Source organism: Marinibactrum halimedae, assembly GCF_021234875.1.
Classification (GTDB): Bacteria; Pseudomonadota; Gammaproteobacteria; order Pseudomonadales; family Cellvibrionaceae; genus Marinibactrum; species Marinibactrum halimedae.
The window spans coordinates 1-17,414 of sequence record NZ_JAJQVM010000034.1 but is presented as its reverse complement, the minus strand read 5'-3'; the positions used below and the strand labels follow the sequence as shown (position 1 = coordinate 17,414).

The following is a 17,414-nucleotide window of genomic DNA, read 5'->3' as shown; positions in this document are numbered from 1 at the left end:
GTTCTCATCTGTTGAGACTCTTATTTTTTGTACTTTCATCCATATTCTAATAATAACGATAACAACAGGCAGGTAATCTCTCGTGGCAGGAAACATCCCAATCACCAATACAGCGCAGAATGCGCAAGCGGGCTCTTCAGGGCCTTCAAATTACCATTTTGCATTCGCGTCTATGACGACGTTATTTTTTATTTGGGGCTTTATTACCGCTCTAAATGACATTTTAATTCCTGGTTTAAAAGCGGCTTTTAATCTTGGCTATACCCAAGCCATGCTAGTGCAATTCTGCTTTTTTGGTGCGTATTTTATTGTGTCTCCTTTTGCAGGAAAACTGCTGGAGAAAATCGGTTACTTAAACGGGATTACCCTTGGTTTAAGTACCATTGCAGTGGGTTGCGGTATTTTTTATCCGGCCGCTGAATTAAAAATGTACCCTGTTTTTCTGTTGGGTTTATTTGTGTTGGCTTCGGGTATTACTGTATTGCAGGTTTCTGCCAACCCCTATGTGGCGATATTGGGGCCAGAGCGAACCGCTGCCAGCCGATTAAACTTAGCGCAAGCCATTAATTCCGTGGGCCATACCGTAGGCCCGCAATTTGGCGCGTTATTAATTTTCGGTGCTGTTCATGGGGAAGGCGTTGTTGATGCTTCCGCCGTGCAATTACCTTATTTAATTTTGGCCGGTGCCGCCATTGTGACGGCCATTGGCTTCCGCTTTTTGCACTTGCCAACCATCGAACCGGAGACTCATGACGCATCCCCTCAAGACAGCAGTGCGTCTATTTGGCAACAGAAAGTGTTGGTGTTGGGTGCCGTTGGTATCTTTTTGTATGTGGGTGCCGAAGTCACTATTGGTAGCTTCTTGGTGAATTATTTCGCTCTGCCTGAAATCGGCAATATGACCGAACAATCCGCCAGTAAAATGGTGTCCTATTATTGGGGTGCGGCGATGATTGGGCGTTTTATTGGCGCGGCTTTAACCCGTATTGTTAAACCTACCTACGTCTTGGCCATTAACGCTGCCTTCGCCATCGTCTTACTGGTCACTACCGTTATGACCGAAGGCAATGTTGCGGTGTGGTCTGTCTTGGCCATCGGCTTTTTCAATTCGATTATGTTCCCGACCATTTTTACCTTGGCCATTCGCGGCCTAGGGCCGTTAACCAGTCGGGGTTCGGGCTTGCTGTGTCAAGCCATTGTGGGCGGCGCATTGTTACCGTTATTGCAAGGGTTTGTTGCCGATACCAGCGGCGTTCAAGTGAGCTTTCTCGTCCCGATTTTCGCTTATGTTTATATAGCTTGGTATGCCCTGTACGGGGCTAATTTAACCAGTTCCTCAGAATCTCATTCCTCCGAAAAAACGGCCTCATCCAAAGGAGCTTAAGTTATGAAGTCAGTGATCTGCTTTGGTGAAGCACTAATTGATTTTTTATTATTTAATCAGATGGACCAAGCGCCGCTTACGCTTAACGAGTTTAGACAATACCCCGGCGGTGCGCCTGCTAACGCGGCTGTGGCCGTGGCCAAGCTGGGTGGGCACGCGTGCTTTGCTGGTCAAGTAGGCGATGATCCTTTTGGTCATTTTTTGGCAGATGCACTCGCACGTTACCATGTGGATGTCCGTTTTTTGTCAAAACACCCAACCGCAAAAACGGCATTGGCGTTTGTTATGCTGGATGAAACCGGAGATCGTAGTTTCTCGTTTCATCGGGACAATACAGCCGACATTTTGTTTGAAAAATCGCAAGTGAGCGACGAATGGTTTGAAAATAGTCCTATCCTCCATTTTTGCAGTAACACCTTAACCGATACCGCCATTGCTGAATGCACACAGCATGTGGTGGAAAAAGCCAAGCAGCATAATGCGCTGATCAGTTTTGATGTGAATTTGCGCCATAACTTATGGGCAGAAGGCGAGGCCAATGTAGCTCGTGTCAATAATTTGGTTGAGCAATCGCACTTGATTAAATTCTCCAAAGAAGAGTTGGATTATTTGGCCGAAGGCGATAACCCGGCTTATCTAAAAGCCTGTTTGGAAAAAGACTGCAAATTGATTTTGGTGACTGATGGGCCAAACACATTGCGTTATTACACCCGCTCAGTCAGTGGTGAATTGTCTCCACCGAAGGTGTCCGTTGCCGATACCACTGCGGGTGGTGATGCCTTTATTGGTGGCTTTTTATTCGCACTAAGTCAGCTCGACGATGAATATTTAGTAGACGACCAATTGTTTGAGGCGTCTTCGAAACTTGAGACTTTGCTCAACTTTGCTGCCCATTGTGGTGCTTGTGCGGTAACAAAGCCTGGTGCTTTTCCCGCACTACCAGACAAAAACACCACGTTACAGTCTTTGGAGCAACACGGGCAGGCAATCGCGCCGTTGAATGAACTATTGCGCTCAACCTCTTAAGAGCAAGTTATAAATAAGAGCACGTCATGAATAGGAGCCGCTATGAATAGGAGCACGTCATGAATTCTTCAATTAACTCTTCAGGCAACGCTTTTTTCAGCGATGCTTTTCTAGTAGAGCATTGCGACAGCATTTTAGACTTTTATACCTCACGGGTAGTCGATAACAGTGGTGGTTATCACCAAAATTATTACGACGACGGTACGGTTTTTGACAGCGATTTTAAGCAGTTGGTGAGCAGTACTCGAATTGTGGTGAATTACGCAACGGCCGCCATGATTTATGACAACGCAAACTATTTAGAGATTGCCCGTCATGGTTTGGCGTTTATTGAGCAAACCCATTGGCAGCCTGAAACAAGCACCTATGCGTGGACGCTCAGAAATAATCAACCGGAAGACATGACGCAACAGGCGTATGGCTATGCATTTGTGCTGTTAGCCTACGCTGCGGCGCGAAAGGCCGGTATTGTCACCACCAATGAGCCACTGCTTAAGGTTTATGAATTATTGGAAGCGCGTTTTTGGCAAAACGACTTTGGTCTCTATGCGGATGAAATCAGCCCAGAAGGTAAGCTGAGTGATTACCGTGGCCAGAATTCCAACATGCATTTATGCGAAGCGATGCTCGCGGCTTACGAGGCTTCTTCGGAGCCTCTTTTTTTACAGCGTGCAGAACAACTGGCTGAAAATATTGCCTTTCGCCAAGCAAAACTCACGGACAATCTTATCTGGGAACACTATCAAAGTGATTTTCAGCCAGACTGGGATTACAACCGAGACGACCCCAAAAACCTTTATCGCCCATGGGGTTTTCAACCCGGTCATCAAACCGAATGGACGAAGCTGTTGTTAATTTTGCACCGTCATTCCCCAAATCAAAAATGGGTCGACCAAGCCAAACATTTATTTGATGCGGCTTATAAAACCGCATGGGATGAAGAATGTGGTGGGCTGATCTACGGTTTTGATCCGGAGGGTAAGTGGTGTGATGACGACAAATACTTCTGGGTTCAGGCAGAAAGCTTTGCGGCTGCCGCCATGCTGTACGACGTAACTGGCGATGAAATTTATCGTGAATATTACAATGCTTTATGGCAATACAGCTGGGATCACTTTGTCGATCATGACCATGGTGCATGGTATCGAGTGTTACGCAGAAACAACGAAAAAATGAGTAATGAGAAAAGCGCAGCCGGTGCCAAATGTGACTACCACACATTGGGCGCGTGCTATGAAGTTCTGCGTGTGCTAAAGCACCCTAAATTGGTGTGATTTTATAAAAATCACACGGCTAAGAACCATCATTATCACTGGTATTGAATAAGGCGGAGCGAGTGTTCGTTAGAAGTTTACTGATTGCGGCAAGCATTTGTGTATTAGGTGGTTGTACCGAAACCACGTCCACCGTGAAGCCAACGCAATTCGACCCCACTCAATATGTCGACCCTTTTATTGGCACTGATGGCAAAGGAAAAACTTTCCCTGGTGCCACCGTTCCCCATGGGATGGTGCAACTTAGCCCCGATAATGGCCGCAGTGGCTGGGATTGGATTGCCGGGTACTTTTACCCAGACAATATTATTGCGGGCTTTAGTCATACGCATCTGTCTGGCACCGGGGCGGGGGACTTATACGATATTTCTTTTATGCCGTTAACTCGCCCCTATGAGCGCCAAGTGACGGAAGGCGGGCCGGAAGCGGGGACGATAGTGTCACGATTTTCTCATGACAACGAATCGGCCTCCCCGGGATATTACCAAGTCCACTTGTCTGACTATGATATTAATGTGGAACTCACGGCAGGGGTAAGAACCGGCTTTCAAAAATACCATTACCCGGACGATCATGCGACGGGCATCGTGCGTTTAGATTTGGGTTACAGCCGTAATTGGGACAGCACCATCAATGCCCACTTAGTTGTGATTGATGATTACACCATTGCCGGTTATCGAAAATCCACCGGCTGGGCGAAAGACCAGCGCGTGTATTTTTACACCACCTTTTCCCATCCGTTTAAAACACTCTCGATATTTGATGGTAGCGAAGCTTCGATGTCAGAAATGTCCGTTTTCGAGGCAGAATCTGTCTTCACTGGCAAGAACCTTGTGGGAGAATTTGAGTTCGATCTTTCGGATAACCGAGAGGTTACCGTCCGCACCGCACTGAGTTCCGTTAGCACTCAAAATGCGAAAGCAAACTTAAACGCCGAAGTGCCCAATCGCTCTTTTGAACAAGTAAAAAAGCTGGCGCAATTTCAATGGCGTGAAGAACTCAGTAAAGTCAAAGTACAGGCCAGCAGCGATAACCTGACCCAGTTTTATACGGCTATGTATCATGCGTCGTTGGCGCCTCGAATCTATTCGGATGTGAATGGACAGTACAAAGGCCCCGATGGCAACAATCACACCTCAACGTTAAAAAGTGGTGAGGTGGTTCCTCGTTACGATTTCTTTTCCCTTTGGGACACTTTCCGTGCGCTGCACCCATGGAAGACCATTATTGATGAAAAGCGCACTACGGAAATGATGCACTCCATCTATAGCCATTACACGGTGTTTGGCCGATTGCCTGTTTGGATTTTTCAGGGAAATGAAACCGATATGATGATGGGCTATCACTCTGTACCAGTGTTGGTGGATGCCTATTTGAAAGGCTTGTTGCCCATTGATGGTAAGGCGTTATTGGCAGCGGCCATTGACAGCGCCACTCAAAAAGACTTTGGTATTCATTCGTATCAAAACAAAGGCTATGTACCTTACGAGGAGAAGTCTTGGAATGTTTCTCTCACACTGGAATACGCCTACGATGACTGGGCTATTGCGCAATTAGCCAAGGTGTTAGGGGAAGACGATATTTACCAAACTTACCTTAAACGCTCCCAAAATTATCAGCATCACTTTGACCCCATCACCGGTTTTATGCGTGCGAAAAGTGAAAGTGGTGATTTCCGTGAACCGTTTATTCCCACCGCATATCACCCAGAAGATTATTGCGAAGCCAATGCTTGGCAGTACACGTTTTTCGTCCCGCAAGATATTGCAGGGTTAATCAAACTAATGGGGGGCGAAGACGAGTTTTCAAAAAAACTGGATGCCATGTTCACCACAGAGCAGGCCGTGGATGAATTACCGGAGTGGATTTCGGGATTTATTGGTCAATACGTTCACGGCAACGAACCCAGCCATCATGTGCCTTATTTGTACAATTATGTGAATCAACCCCATAAGACTCAAGCCTTAGTGCGGCGAATTATGGATGAGCTTTACACCACCAAACCGGATGGCCTAGCGGGTAATGAAGACGCCGGCCAAATGTCCGCGTGGTATTTGTTCAGTGCCTTGGGTTTTTATCCCGTAGACCCGGTGGCCGGAGTGTACAGTTTAGGCAGCCCGGAGGTGGATTCCGCCACAATCATGCTCGAAAACGGCAGCACCTTCTCAATCAAAACAAAAAATCAATCTTCAACCCATGTGTATGTAAAACAGGTAACGTTAAATGGAAAGGTCATCTCGGACTTTTCATTGAAACACTCGGAGATTCTCGCGGGTGGAGAACTGGTCTTTACAATGAGCGAAACCCCTTATGATGCACAATAATCATGTTGGATTAACAATAAAATATCTCGCTTTAGACGGACGCGCGCCAAGAAATGACGACGTTTTTTCAACACTGATGGCGGTGGTGTTCGGCTTTTTTTTCTTGGTTAGTGCTTCATTTTCAATCGCGAAAGAGGAAGTGGATTACGTTAACCCATTTATTGGCACCTCCAATTTTGGCGCAACGCACCCCGGTGCACAATACCCTCATGGTTTAGCTTCCGTAGCGCCATTTAATGTGGCTTTTGAAGAAGGGAAACTGAATAAATTTGAGAAAGATGCCGCTTGGAATTCCCGCGTCTATATTCACGAAAATCAATTTCTCACCGGTTTCACCCATTTAAATTTAAGCGGTGTAGGATGCCCAGAAGCCGGCGTTATCAACGTTATGCCCACCACAGGAAAACTAGAGCTAAACCCGGAATATTACGGTTCTACTTATTCGAACGAGATCGCCACGCCGGGATACTATTCCACCATTCTTAATGACTACGACATTCAAACCGAAGTCACGAGTACTCTCAGAACCGGTTTAAGCCGTTTTACCTACCCAAAAGGGGAGTCTCACATTATCGTGAACCTCGGGTTAGGGTTATCGAACGAGCAGGGCGCCAGCGTAAAAGTGGTTTCTAACCAAGAAATCGAAGGTATGCGAACGCTGGGCACCTTTTGTTACAACGCCGATGATGTTCGGCCCGTTTACTTTGTGGCAAAACTCAGCAAACCCGCTAAACGCTTTGGTGTTTTTAAACAAGCCCCGGCGTATAAAGGGGTTGAGGGGGAGTGGATTGGGTACAACAATACCGTTAAGCCATACCCTAACTACCAACACACCATGGCCGGTGACGACATCGGCGCGTATTTTAGTTTTGATTTGAAAGATCAAGAACAAGTGCAAATCAAAGTAGGGCTATCGTTCGTCAGTATCGATAACGCCCGAGAAAACCTAGAAAAAGAACAGCCACGCTTTGCCTTTGAATCCACCCGTAAAAAAGCTCGAAAAGCGTGGCAGGAAAAGCTGGAAAAAATTAACGTCAGCGGTAAAGACGAAGACAAAACCTTATTTTATACCGGGCTGTATCACACCTTAATTCACCCCAATATTATTCAAGATGTGAATGGGCAATACCCCTTAATGGGCCGATACGGTGTTGGTCAAACCACCAAAGATCAAAATCGCTATTCCGTCTTTTCTCTCTGGGATACCAACCGCAATGTTCACCCATTATTAAGCCTCATCTACCCAGATTTGCAGTCTGAAATGGTCAATACCATGGTGGGTATGTACAAAGAAAGCGGATGGCTACCGAAATGGGAATTGTACGGCATGGAAACGCAGGTTATGGTCGGCGACCCTGCCACACCGGTCATTGCCGATACCTATCTGCGTGGTATTCAAGACTTTGATGTGGCTACAGCCTATGAGGCAATGACTAAATCCGCCGATACCATTCTTGAAAACCCTCTGCGCCCTGAAAACAACGATTATCTCAAGCTCGGTTATGTGCCTGTAGACGACGAAGGCCCTTACGATGGCAGTGTGTCTACCAGCTTGGAATATTTTCTGGCGGATTTCTCCCTTGGGCAATTGGCCAGCGCGCTGGGTAAAGAGCAAGATGCAGAGCGTTACCTTGCTCGTGCCCAAGGCTACAAAAAACTGTATGACCCCACTACCAAAATGTTGCGCCCGAAAGATCGAAAAGGGCAGTGGTTAACCCCTTACGACCCAGAATTAGGCCGAAATTTTGAACCCGCGCCGGGCTATATTGAGGGTAATGCATGGAATTATCGTTTTTATGTGCCTCACGATATGCCGGGGCTAATGGTACTACTGGGTGGGGAAAATGAGTTTGAAACGGAGTTAAGTAAAACCTTTACCACCGATAATTTTGATATGGCTAACGAGCCGGACATTACCTATCCGTTTCTCTTTAACTATACCAATGCGCATCAATCGAAAACTTCTGAGCATGTGAAGGCATTAATTGAAGAACACTTTCATAATACACCCGGCGGATTACCCGGTAACGATGACACCGGCACCTTATCCGCTTGGTTAGTCTTCAGTATGATGGGCATTTATCCAGTCTCACCTGCCGACATGGATTACGCCGTATTCGCGCCAACGTTTGATAAAATCACACTGACGCTGGATAAAAACTACTATGAAGGAAAAAAGCTCACCATTATAAGTAGCAACAGAGTCGATGCTTCACAGCTTCACACTCGCGCCACCTTCAATGGCAAGCCTCTAGAAACCCCCTTTATTTCTCACCTTGAGCTAACAAAAGGGGGAAGGTTAGAAATTCATCGTTAAATAGAATGTGCCGCCAATACACTATTGGCGGTTCTTACGTAAATCGCCTGAGTGACAGGATCGGCAACGTACGCGGGCACCTGTCCTTCATTGGTGTCATAAAACAAGTAGTTCTTGTTCGGTGCTTTTAATACGTTAAAGCCAAAGGCACCCATATCCAATGCGCCTAATACCTTACCTGTAGATTTACTGACTTTTTTCAGCAACATTCGCTTGCCTTCCAGCGTCAAAATAAGCATAAAATCCCGATAAGACGTACTGGCTTTGTAACGCGCTAAAAGATGTTGAAAGGCTTGGCTAGCAATGCCATAAGACTCCAAACCTAGATCAACCATATTCTTCACGTACTCCCCATTGTCAGTTTCATTTCGATCCTTTGCGGCACTTTTAGCGGAGTCGAATGACCCAGCTGCCAGTGCAGTAAAGGCCAACGCCTGACCAAAAACCAAGGCTTTAGAGTAGCCACGCTCTTTAGGTTCTGGGAAATATTTTTGAAATTGAAGATTGCCACTGAAATCGTATTTGGCAATATTTTGTGAAGATGAAATAAAGAGGCCGTCATCCAACAATTCTAAGCTTTCCGGCGTTTCTTTTTGGAAAGCCAGAGGCGCTTTATTAAATTGCGATACTTGATTGGAGTCAGAATTAACCACATTAACAACTTGGTTTTTCCCTTCCTTTCCAACGGTATAAATCAGCTTTCCTTTCTGTTGTGCCAAGTCGACATTGGCTTTGATATCTTTGGTGATTTTCCATTTTCCAGAGGAAGCGTCTAACACATTCACGCCTTTACTGGTAACGCAAAATAGGCCCTTGTCGGTTTCAAATAAAGACTGTATGTAACCTTTAACTTTGGCGGGTTTCTTTGTGGTAAAAGCGCCTGTCGCAAAGTCTAATTCATAAATAAAGCTTTTTTTGGGGTTTTTTACGGCAATCAACATACCTTTAGAAGTCATCTTGTAATCAACTTCACCCCCTTTAATCCGCAGCCCTTTGCCTTTTTTCCCTAGCATTCCTTTGCCGGTTTGATAATCGATAAGGTTGACTTTAAAACCCAGAATATTGGTTTTAGCGGGGCCATTTGGTGCCCTTTCGGACATTAATAAAAGGCCCGATTTAAGAGGTAAAATTTTCCCTATGTAATACGGATAGTCTGTCTCCCATACTATTTCACCCGTATTTGGATCAAAGGCAACCGCACCGGTTGCAGACGATTCCGATTTATCGATCAACATAATGAGTTTAGATTGATCATAAGACCAAACAGACTGCATGTCGAAATCAACATCTGCAAAGGTGTCTTCGATATAGTTGCCCAACAGCTCTTTCATCGGCCCATTCATCACAGCACCTAGAGAGGGCTCGGTCAGCTTTTCCCATACCACGCCGCCATCCTTTTTTCGGACTTTATAATATTTAAGTAAGCTCAAGACCATCATATGATCAGAGTCCATGCTGACAACATTGACTATTTTTTTATAGTCAACCGTCTTTTGCCACAACACTTTCCCAGAGTTAAGTTCGACCAACACAATTGAGGTTTGATTTGAATAACGACTTTGCCCACTTAAAAGAACCGTACCCTGATCATAAACAAAATAGGTATGATCAATGCCTTGAATGTCGACATCAGTCGAGTCAAAAAGCACTTCTCCACTGAATGGGTCTACCATGTAAAACTGATTGTTTGCCTGAATACCATAAAAGGGAGAGCCTTCAATTTGCAGAAGGGCATTTCGGTCTAGGTTCGCAAGCTGTTTTAATCGCCAGGCAATTTGGCCAGTATTTTGGTCAATTCTTACCAGCCCCGCATTCGTAGAGGCAATAAGATCACCAATCTCCGTGACCTGATGCCACTTAATTTCACCACCCAGATTAACGCGCCATAGCTCTTTAGCGAATACATTGGTATTCGCAAAGCAGAAAATAAATACTGCAATAAGTGTTATGTGTCGATACATGTCCATTTCAACTATCGTTAGGGCTGCTGATCAGGCAGCGTTATTGATTAAGGCGTGTGCTTAATCTTATATTTCTTAAAATTGGTATTGTCGATTTCACGCCTTACGAGAAAGTATCATTATAGAGATATTATTCTTTGGGTAGACCGGATAAACTTTCACTATAAAGACATAAATAATGAAGCGGTGGCGAAAAGCTCTCTTTATCACCCAACAAAGGCATGATTACATCGGCCTGCCCCCTATCACCAGAGAGAATAAAAACACCGGAGGGAATAAAAAAGAACCTCAGAAATCGATTGCGAGATCATGACTGTAAGTTATCATAGCTAACTATCTTAGATAGCAATTTTCTGATCTCTTGGCGCATATTCAAAAACATCTGAGTAGCAGTGGTTCTCTTTTAAGCCACGAGAGTTAAGCTTATCGATAGTGCCATAGACCATTTGTGGCGAACCGCATAAGTACACCTGAGTCTCATCAAGACGCTCAAAGTCGTTTTCAATCACTTCATAAATATAACCCGAACGACCAAGCCAATATTGATGGGGCGACTCTAAAATAGGGGTGAAGCTGAAGTTTTTATTCTGAACTGCCCAATGTTGAAACTGTTCCATTAGATAGAAATCATCGATATTTTTATTCGACCAATACACGTTTACCTGTGCATCAGATTTCTGGCTTAAGGCTTCTTCAATTAAACATTTAATCTTAGAAATTCCCGAGCCTGCGGCGATAAAGAGATGCGTGCTACTCAGGTTTGTTTGTAAAAACGCTTTCCCCATTGGCAGTGTGACGTTGACTTTTTCGTTACTCTCGGTGAGCTGGGATAGATGTTTTAGAATTTTATCTGCCAATTCACTGCTGTTTTGAATGAAAAGCTCTAGGCGGCGGGGCTGCTCTGGGTTAAAACGATTCGCGATAGAATAAAACAGTGATTGAGTTTGCCCATCGTCGTTTAGGTCTAATTCAAGTTGCAGATATTGGCCTGCCTGGTAGCGCAAAGTTGTGCCTGTGGGTGACTGTAGTTCAACTTGAAACGTATTGGCACTTAAAGGGGTGACATCCATTATCTGACAAGCACAAGTGAAAACCGGAAGTGCCTCGGTAGTGGCAGTGTTGTTCATATACAAACCCATTGTTTTGTTTCCGTATCGATAAGCAGCACCTTAAATGAGTTTTAAAATGAAGAAAAATGGTATATTTTCACGTATCGATTAATTTTGCTCATACTTAATATGATTGAACGCGTCCACTTAAGGGTGATACAAGCCGTTGAACAGCACGGATCGCTAACCGCTGCGGCCAAAGAGTTGTGTGTCACTCAGTCTGCTCTGAGCCACACCATGCGAAAGCTGGAAGAGAACCTTGGTACCGAAATCTGGTTAAGGGAAGGGCGGCGTTTACGACTGACGCAAGCCGGTCAGTATCTGCTCAATATCGCCAATCGCGTGTTGCCTCTGTTAAATCATGCCGAAGACAAGCTTAAGCAAATCGCCCAAGGCGAACGCGGCACATTGCGAATTGGTATGGAATGCCACCCCTGTTACCAGTGGTTATTAAAAGTGGTCTCACCGTTTCTAGACGCTTGGCCAGATGTGGATGTGGATGTAAAACAAAAATTTCAATTTGGTGGTGTTGGCGCGTTGTTGGATTACGAAATTGATTTACTGGTCACGCCAGACCCACTTAATAAAACCGGCCTCTGTTTTAATCCTGTGTTTGATTATGAGCAAGTTTTGGTTGTACCTAAGGGTCATGCATTAAGCAATTGCTCATACGCTCGGCCAGAAGATCTACACGATGAAGTGTTATTAACGTATCCTGTCGCCACAGATCGGCTGGATATTTACACTCAGTTCCTCAACCCTGTAGGAATCGTGCCTAAACAGCATAAAACCATTGAGACCACCGACATCATGTTGCAAATGGTCGCTTGTGGTCGTGGCGTGGCGGCAATGCCACACTGGCTGGCACAAGAATACTGCGCCAAACTCCCCTTATCGGCCGTGCGCTTGGGCAAAAGCGGCATCGCCAAGCAGATTTATTTGGGTACCCGTGACAGTGATAGGGGTATCGAATACCTCAAAGCCTTTATGCATTTGGCCCGCAGTTACAAGCACCCCACAGAAGCAATATAGCCCCCTCCCATCACTGCCATTTCTCAGATTACCCTCTTCATAGTGGCAATCAAAAGCGTTCGCTTGTTCGTGATTTGCTCAAAAGCATGAGAAAAATTCATCTACCCATGAGATAAAATCAATTTTATTCATGTAATGATCAGCGTATAAAGTGGGCCTGCTCTATTTTATTTCCAGAAACGGGATACTAGATCACAATGAGTACAGGTTTTACATACACCATTAAGCGCATTTGTTTCGATGAAAACTATCAGCCTTCAGACAGTACGCGGATCACCACAAACTTTGCGAATTTGGCAAGAGGGGAGCATCGCCAGGAAAATTTGCGCAATGCGTTGAGAATGATTGACAGACGTTTCAACGCGCTCGCTTATTGGGATAACCCCAAGGGGGATCGTTATTCTGTCGAGCTGGAAATCATTTCTGTGGATATTGATATCGAAGGCAATGGCCAACATTTTCCGTCGATTGAAATATTAAAAACCAATGTTATCGATCATAAAACTCAAAAAAGTATTGAAGGCATTGTCGGAAATAATTTTTCGTCTTACGTGCGTGATTACGATTTTAGTGTTTTGCTGCAGGATCACAATAAAAATCAATCGGGTTTTAGCATTCCTGATAACTTTGGCGATCTGCACGGAAAACTGTTTAAAGATTTTCTAGGCTCAAGCACTTATCAGGAAAATTTTACGAAAGCGCCGGTAGTATGTCTGAGTGTTTCGGATAACAAAATTTATTACCGTACTGAAAATCAACATCCTGTATTGGGTATCGAATACTTACCCAATGAAGCTTCGTTAACGGAGCAGTATTTCAAAAAAATGGGGTTTGAAGTTCGCTATTTTATGCCGCCCAATAGTGTCGCGCCTTTGGCTTTTTACTTTTTGGGTGACTTGCTCAGTGATTACACCAATATTGAGCTGATCAGCACAATTAGTACGATGGAGACGTTTCAAAAAATCTACCGACCGGAGATTTATAACGCGAATGCAGCGGCAGGGAACCACTATCAACCTAATTTGAAACACCCAGATCATTCATTAACGCAAATTGTGTATGACCGCGAAGAGCGCAGCCAATTGGCGATTAAACAAGGGAAGTTTGCTGAAGAACACTTTATAAAACCTTACCAATCGGTTCTTGAGCAATGGTCTGAAAATTACACTCTATAAATTACATTTTATAGTTCACTCAAGTAGATAAGCATTCATTATGAAAACACTATTACCGACGTCCACTGCGGGCAGTTTACCTAAACCGTCTTGGCTTGCTGAACCTGAAAAACTGTGGTCCCCTTGGAAATTACAACATCAAGAATTAATTGACGGCAAACATGATGCCTTACGAATTGCTTTACAAGAGCAGAAACAGGCAGGTATTGATATTGTGAGTGATGGCGAACAAACGCGCCAACATTTTGTTACCACATTTATTGAGCACCTCGACGGCGTTGATTTTGAAAAGCGTGAAACCGTTAAAATTCGCGATCGTTATGATGCCAGTGTGCCCACCGTGGTTGGCCCGGTAAGCCGACCCAAATCTGTCTTTGTTGAAGACGCCAAGTTTTTACGTCAGCAAACCGATCAACCCATTAAATGGGCTTTACCAGGCCCCATGACTATGGTGGATACACTTTATGATGATCATTATAAAAGTCGTGAAAAACTCGCCTGGGAATTCGCAAAAATTCTGAATCAAGAAGCCAAAGAGTTAGAAGCTGCCGGTGTTGATATTATCCAGTTTGATGAGCCAGCATTTAATGTGTTTTTTGATGAAGTCGGTGAATGGGGCATGGCGTGCTTAGAGCGGGCAATCGAAGGCCTTAAATGTGATACCGTGGTTCATATTTGTTACGGCTATGGCATCAAAGCCAATACCGATTGGAAAAAGACCTTAGGCTCTGAGTGGCGACAATACGAAGAAGTATTTCCCAAATTGCAGCAATCGAATATCGATATTATTTCACTAGAGTGCCACAACTCTCATGTGCCCATTGAGTTGCTCGAACTGATTCGAGGTAAAAAAGTCATGGTAGGTGCCATTGATGTGGCAAGTAATACCATCGAAACCCCCGAAGAAGTCGCCGCAACTTTACGTGAAGCCCTTAAATACGTGGATGCCGACAAGCTTTACCCTTGTACAAACTGCGGCATGGCGCCGCTGTCTCGTGAAGTGGCAAGAAGCAAATTGAACGCTTTGCGAGCAGGTGCAGACATCGTGAGGAAAGAACTCTTGATGTAGTAAAAGAAACCGGGTAGAGGGTTGTGAATACGCTCTCTGCCTTAACTTTGCAGAATAGAGATAAATAATATCGATTTAGAAGCTTCGTCAATTATGCGAGAAGGGGTGTATATCTAAGTATCTTAATATGCAATTTAACATAATATACATTATGCGCACATATAAAATGGCAGTGGCAATATCAATTATTTATTTTTTACCTTTTTCGGTTGCCCCTCTCCAGCCAACTGCAAAGCTCTACCGTATAATGCAGGTCCCATTGTAAAATTAGTTTTTCTTAATTGATCAAGATAAGGAGCAATGCGATCAATAACACCTTTTTCTTTAGCTTTTATAAATATACCGATCATCCCTGTTATTTTCAGACCCAAATTTTCAGCTTCAGATCGCCCCTTTCTCTCATCAATAACCAACAAATCAGCTTGCTTGTGAAGTGCTAATCCTATTGCCTGACTTTCACCAGGGTCAAGCTCAACACGAAATTTTGCTGTAATTTCATCAATGTTTTTAACTTCTTCTACAACAATCCAATTTAATGTTTTGACTTCTTTGGCTCCAGGTATGTGATCCCCTTGCCTTGTCAGCTCTTCGTAAACAGCTTCGGGTATATAAACTTGATTAAAAAGAGACTTCAGTATGAAAAGAGCATTAATTCGTGAAAAATAAGTAATAGCAGTAGTATCACTAACGACAATCTTTCCTTCTTGATTCATGTTAAAAGTCTCTCAAATTATCTAAGTCAGTATCCAAATCATCTTCATCATAGTTGACAAATTGACCGTATTTTCCAAGCAAACCATGAAACTCTATCTCTGATGACCCAATCATCTTTCCACCCTGCACTCCATTAATTTTTTTTAACTTATACAGGGCAACAGCCAACACCTCCAACATTTCTTTCTCTGTCAAACCTGTTTTTTCCGCAACCTCATTTATGATGTTAATATTCATATAAATTAATCCCTGCATCACAAAAAATTAAAATTTAAGCTAAAAAATATTGGCATGCCGATAACCCCGGAGTTCGACTCATACCCAAAGACCGACACACTTTTTTCAGTTGACAAACACCTCCTACCAGCCCCTTAAATCGACTCTCGAAGTGCTGAGCCATATACAACCAATGCTTAATATCAATTTCCAATCGATTAAGAATCGATGGCAATTGCGAATCTATCACCCCACGCTTATCATTTCTTAATTGCCTACCTGTCCAATCAACCAACTCTAAATACGCCGTCAATTTAAACGGCAAACCTTCCGGCATCGGCTCTCGCGGGTTACCAACAAAAGGCATTAAGGTATTCGGTTGCTGGTATTTATGATTGGGAGACGTCGCCGCTTTTGCTTTTTCACAACGAGCTTTCACAGAGGTATGATCAGAGGCTTCTGGGGTTTCCGCCATGGCGGCACGAATTGGATTTAAATCCACATAAGCCATACACGCCGCTAACGCCTTTTCATCTAATAACGCTTGAGATTTAAATCGCCCCTCCCAAAAACGGCCAGTGCAGTTATCTTCCTCGTTGGCTTTTCGAGCAATAAATTCGTTGGTACAGCGAATAAACCAACTAATATCCATTAAACGCTCACGCCACACCGCCACCTGCTCACTAACCGCATCGTATTCGGCAGGATCCAGTTTCTCTTTTCGTAAAAATTTTTGCGTTAACAACGTTCCTTTAAATAGCCGTTGCCAACGCTCTACCACTTCAAGCTCGCTCCAACTTTCTGCCTGAGCTTTATTCACATGAAGCACGACATGATAGTGGTTGCTCATCACTGCATAAGCAGCAATATCAATGGCAAACACCGTTTGCAGCTCTAATAAGCGATCTTCAATCCACCCACGACGATGCTCAAAAGATTGCCCCGTCTGTCGATCCTCCCCACACAGAAACGCACGCCTCACACAGCGGGTGACGCAATGGTAATAAGGCGTTGCTTCTAATGAGATTTGTTGTTTTCGGGCTTTCGTCATGGGCTTTTATCAGGATTGAAATGAATGGGTGCCTGTATTTTGATCATCCAATAAGCTTATGTCAAATTATCATGGGTGTCCTATTAGAGTAAAATTCGCCTTCACCTTCGGGACAATAACCCCACTTTCTCGGCATTTTTAGAGGCCTGTCCTTTATAAATAATAATTTGATTTGAATAACAACCAAGCCAATAAGAGCCACAAACAAACCAATATTTATCACCTTCTGACATACAACTCATAACCAGTTGTACTGCCGATGTTTTAGAGCTTGCAACATTTTTAGAGAGGGCAAAAGGCTCCATCCCGCCAAATTTCATTCCACTATTCTTAAACCATTCAGATATTCGATTCTCAAATGTTTTTAACCTAAACACTCTAATTGCATAAGGTGGGGCAACTACAACGAAAATCATGAAAATAGTTAAATATCTATAGGGCACCTCTAAAAATAGCCCAACTTTGATATAATCTCACTGTTCAAAAATTTCAAGAGTTTCCTTCTATGTCTCAGCCCGGCTTTTTTGATTTAGATGACAGGTATCGCAAGTTAGATGAAAAAGATCCATTAGTTCATCTCAACAAACTGATATTTTGGGAAGCCTTTCGTCCGACCTTAAAGGAAATACGAAAGTCAAACCGAAAAAGCAATGCGGGTCGTAAAGCCTATGACGAGCTACTGATGTTCAAAGTACTCGTACTTCAGCACTTATACAATGTATCCGATGATCAGATAGAGTACCAAATACGGGACCGCTATTC

General features: G+C 44.0%; 15 protein-coding genes. 9 read left to right on the top strand and 6 right to left on the bottom strand.

Features of this window, described 5'->3' with window-relative positions:
- The first annotated feature begins 82 nt into the window (after positions 1-82).
- From LU351_RS16995 to LU351_RS16975, 5 genes are all read left to right on the top strand, one after another.
- A complete protein-coding gene (locus tag LU351_RS16995; protein WP_232595289.1) occupies positions 83-1,384 on the top strand; it encodes a sugar MFS transporter in 1,302 nt (433 codons plus the stop codon).
- Positions 1,385-1,387: 3 nt separating this feature from the next.
- Entirely contained in the window at positions 1,388-2,410 is a 1,023-nt protein-coding gene (locus tag LU351_RS16990) for a carbohydrate kinase family protein (protein WP_232595288.1), read from the top strand.
- A gap of 59 nt (positions 2,411-2,469) precedes the next feature.
- Positions 2,470-3,684, top strand: a complete 1,215-nt coding sequence (locus tag LU351_RS16985; RefSeq protein WP_232595287.1) for an AGE family epimerase/isomerase — start codon at positions 2,470-2,472, stop codon at positions 3,682-3,684.
- A gap of 62 nt (positions 3,685-3,746) precedes the next feature.
- A complete protein-coding gene (locus tag LU351_RS16980) occupies positions 3,747-6,008 on the top strand; it encodes a GH92 family glycosyl hydrolase (protein ID WP_232595286.1) in 2,262 nt (753 codons plus the stop codon).
- On the top strand, positions 5,995-8,325 hold the full coding sequence (locus LU351_RS16975) for a GH92 family glycosyl hydrolase (RefSeq protein ID WP_232595285.1): 2,331 nt from the start codon (positions 5,995-5,997) through the stop codon (positions 8,323-8,325). Before LU351_RS16980 ends, LU351_RS16975 begins: the two co-directional genes overlap by 14 nt.
- On the opposite strand, the gene LU351_RS16970 is transcribed toward LU351_RS16975, so the two are convergent.
- Together LU351_RS16970 and LU351_RS16965 are read right to left on the bottom strand one after the other, a co-directional pair.
- Positions 8,322-10,292: an outer membrane protein assembly factor BamB family protein gene (locus LU351_RS16970; protein WP_232595284.1), complete on the bottom strand. Its 1,971-nt coding sequence runs from the start codon at positions 10,290-10,292 to the stop codon at positions 8,322-8,324. The genes LU351_RS16975 and LU351_RS16970 overlap by 4 nt on opposite strands.
- A 332-nt stretch (positions 10,293-10,624) precedes the next feature.
- Positions 10,625-11,425, bottom strand: coding sequence for a ferredoxin reductase domain-containing protein (locus LU351_RS16965; protein ID WP_232595283.1), 801 nt, complete (start codon positions 11,423-11,425; stop codon positions 10,625-10,627).
- A gap of 99 nt (positions 11,426-11,524) precedes the next feature.
- Between LU351_RS16965 and LU351_RS16960 the strand changes: the two genes are divergently transcribed.
- The 3 genes from LU351_RS16960 (at position 11,525) to LU351_RS16950 (ending at position 14,671) form a co-directional block, all read left to right on the top strand.
- Positions 11,525-12,427, top strand: coding sequence for a LysR family transcriptional regulator (locus tag LU351_RS16960; protein ID WP_232595282.1), 903 nt, complete (start codon positions 11,525-11,527; stop codon positions 12,425-12,427).
- 197 nt (positions 12,428-12,624) lie between these two features.
- Positions 12,625-13,602 (top strand): DUF1852 domain-containing protein, encoded by a 978-nt coding sequence (locus LU351_RS16955; RefSeq protein WP_232595281.1) that lies wholly within the window; start codon positions 12,625-12,627, stop codon positions 13,600-13,602.
- Between the two features lie 40 nt (positions 13,603-13,642).
- Complete coding sequence (locus LU351_RS16950) at positions 13,643-14,671, top strand: methionine synthase (protein ID WP_232595280.1); 1,029 nt, start codon at positions 13,643-13,645, stop codon at positions 14,669-14,671.
- A gap of 185 nt (positions 14,672-14,856) precedes the next feature.
- On the opposite strand, the gene LU351_RS16945 is transcribed toward LU351_RS16950, so the two are convergent.
- The 4 genes from LU351_RS16945 to LU351_RS16930 form a co-directional block, all read right to left on the bottom strand.
- Positions 14,857-15,384: a PIN domain-containing protein gene (locus LU351_RS16945; protein ID WP_232595279.1), complete on the bottom strand. Its 528-nt coding sequence runs from the start codon at positions 15,382-15,384 to the stop codon at positions 14,857-14,859.
- A gap of 1 nt (position 15,385) precedes the next feature.
- Positions 15,386-15,622, bottom strand: coding sequence for a UPF0175 family protein (locus tag LU351_RS16940; protein ID WP_232595278.1), 237 nt, complete (start codon positions 15,620-15,622; stop codon positions 15,386-15,388).
- 34 nt (positions 15,623-15,656) lie between these two features.
- Positions 15,657-16,652 (bottom strand): transposase, encoded by a 996-nt coding sequence (locus tag LU351_RS16935; RefSeq protein ID WP_232595277.1) that lies wholly within the window; start codon positions 16,650-16,652, stop codon positions 15,657-15,659.
- A gap of 101 nt (positions 16,653-16,753) precedes the next feature.
- Complete coding sequence (locus LU351_RS16930; protein WP_232595276.1) at positions 16,754-16,972, bottom strand: hypothetical protein; 219 nt, start codon at positions 16,970-16,972, stop codon at positions 16,754-16,756.
- 185 nt (positions 16,973-17,157) lie between these two features.
- Between LU351_RS16930 and LU351_RS16925 the strand changes: the two genes are divergently transcribed.
- The coding region (locus LU351_RS16925; RefSeq protein WP_232593637.1) for a transposase at positions 17,158-17,414 on the top strand (257 nt) is incomplete at its 3' end.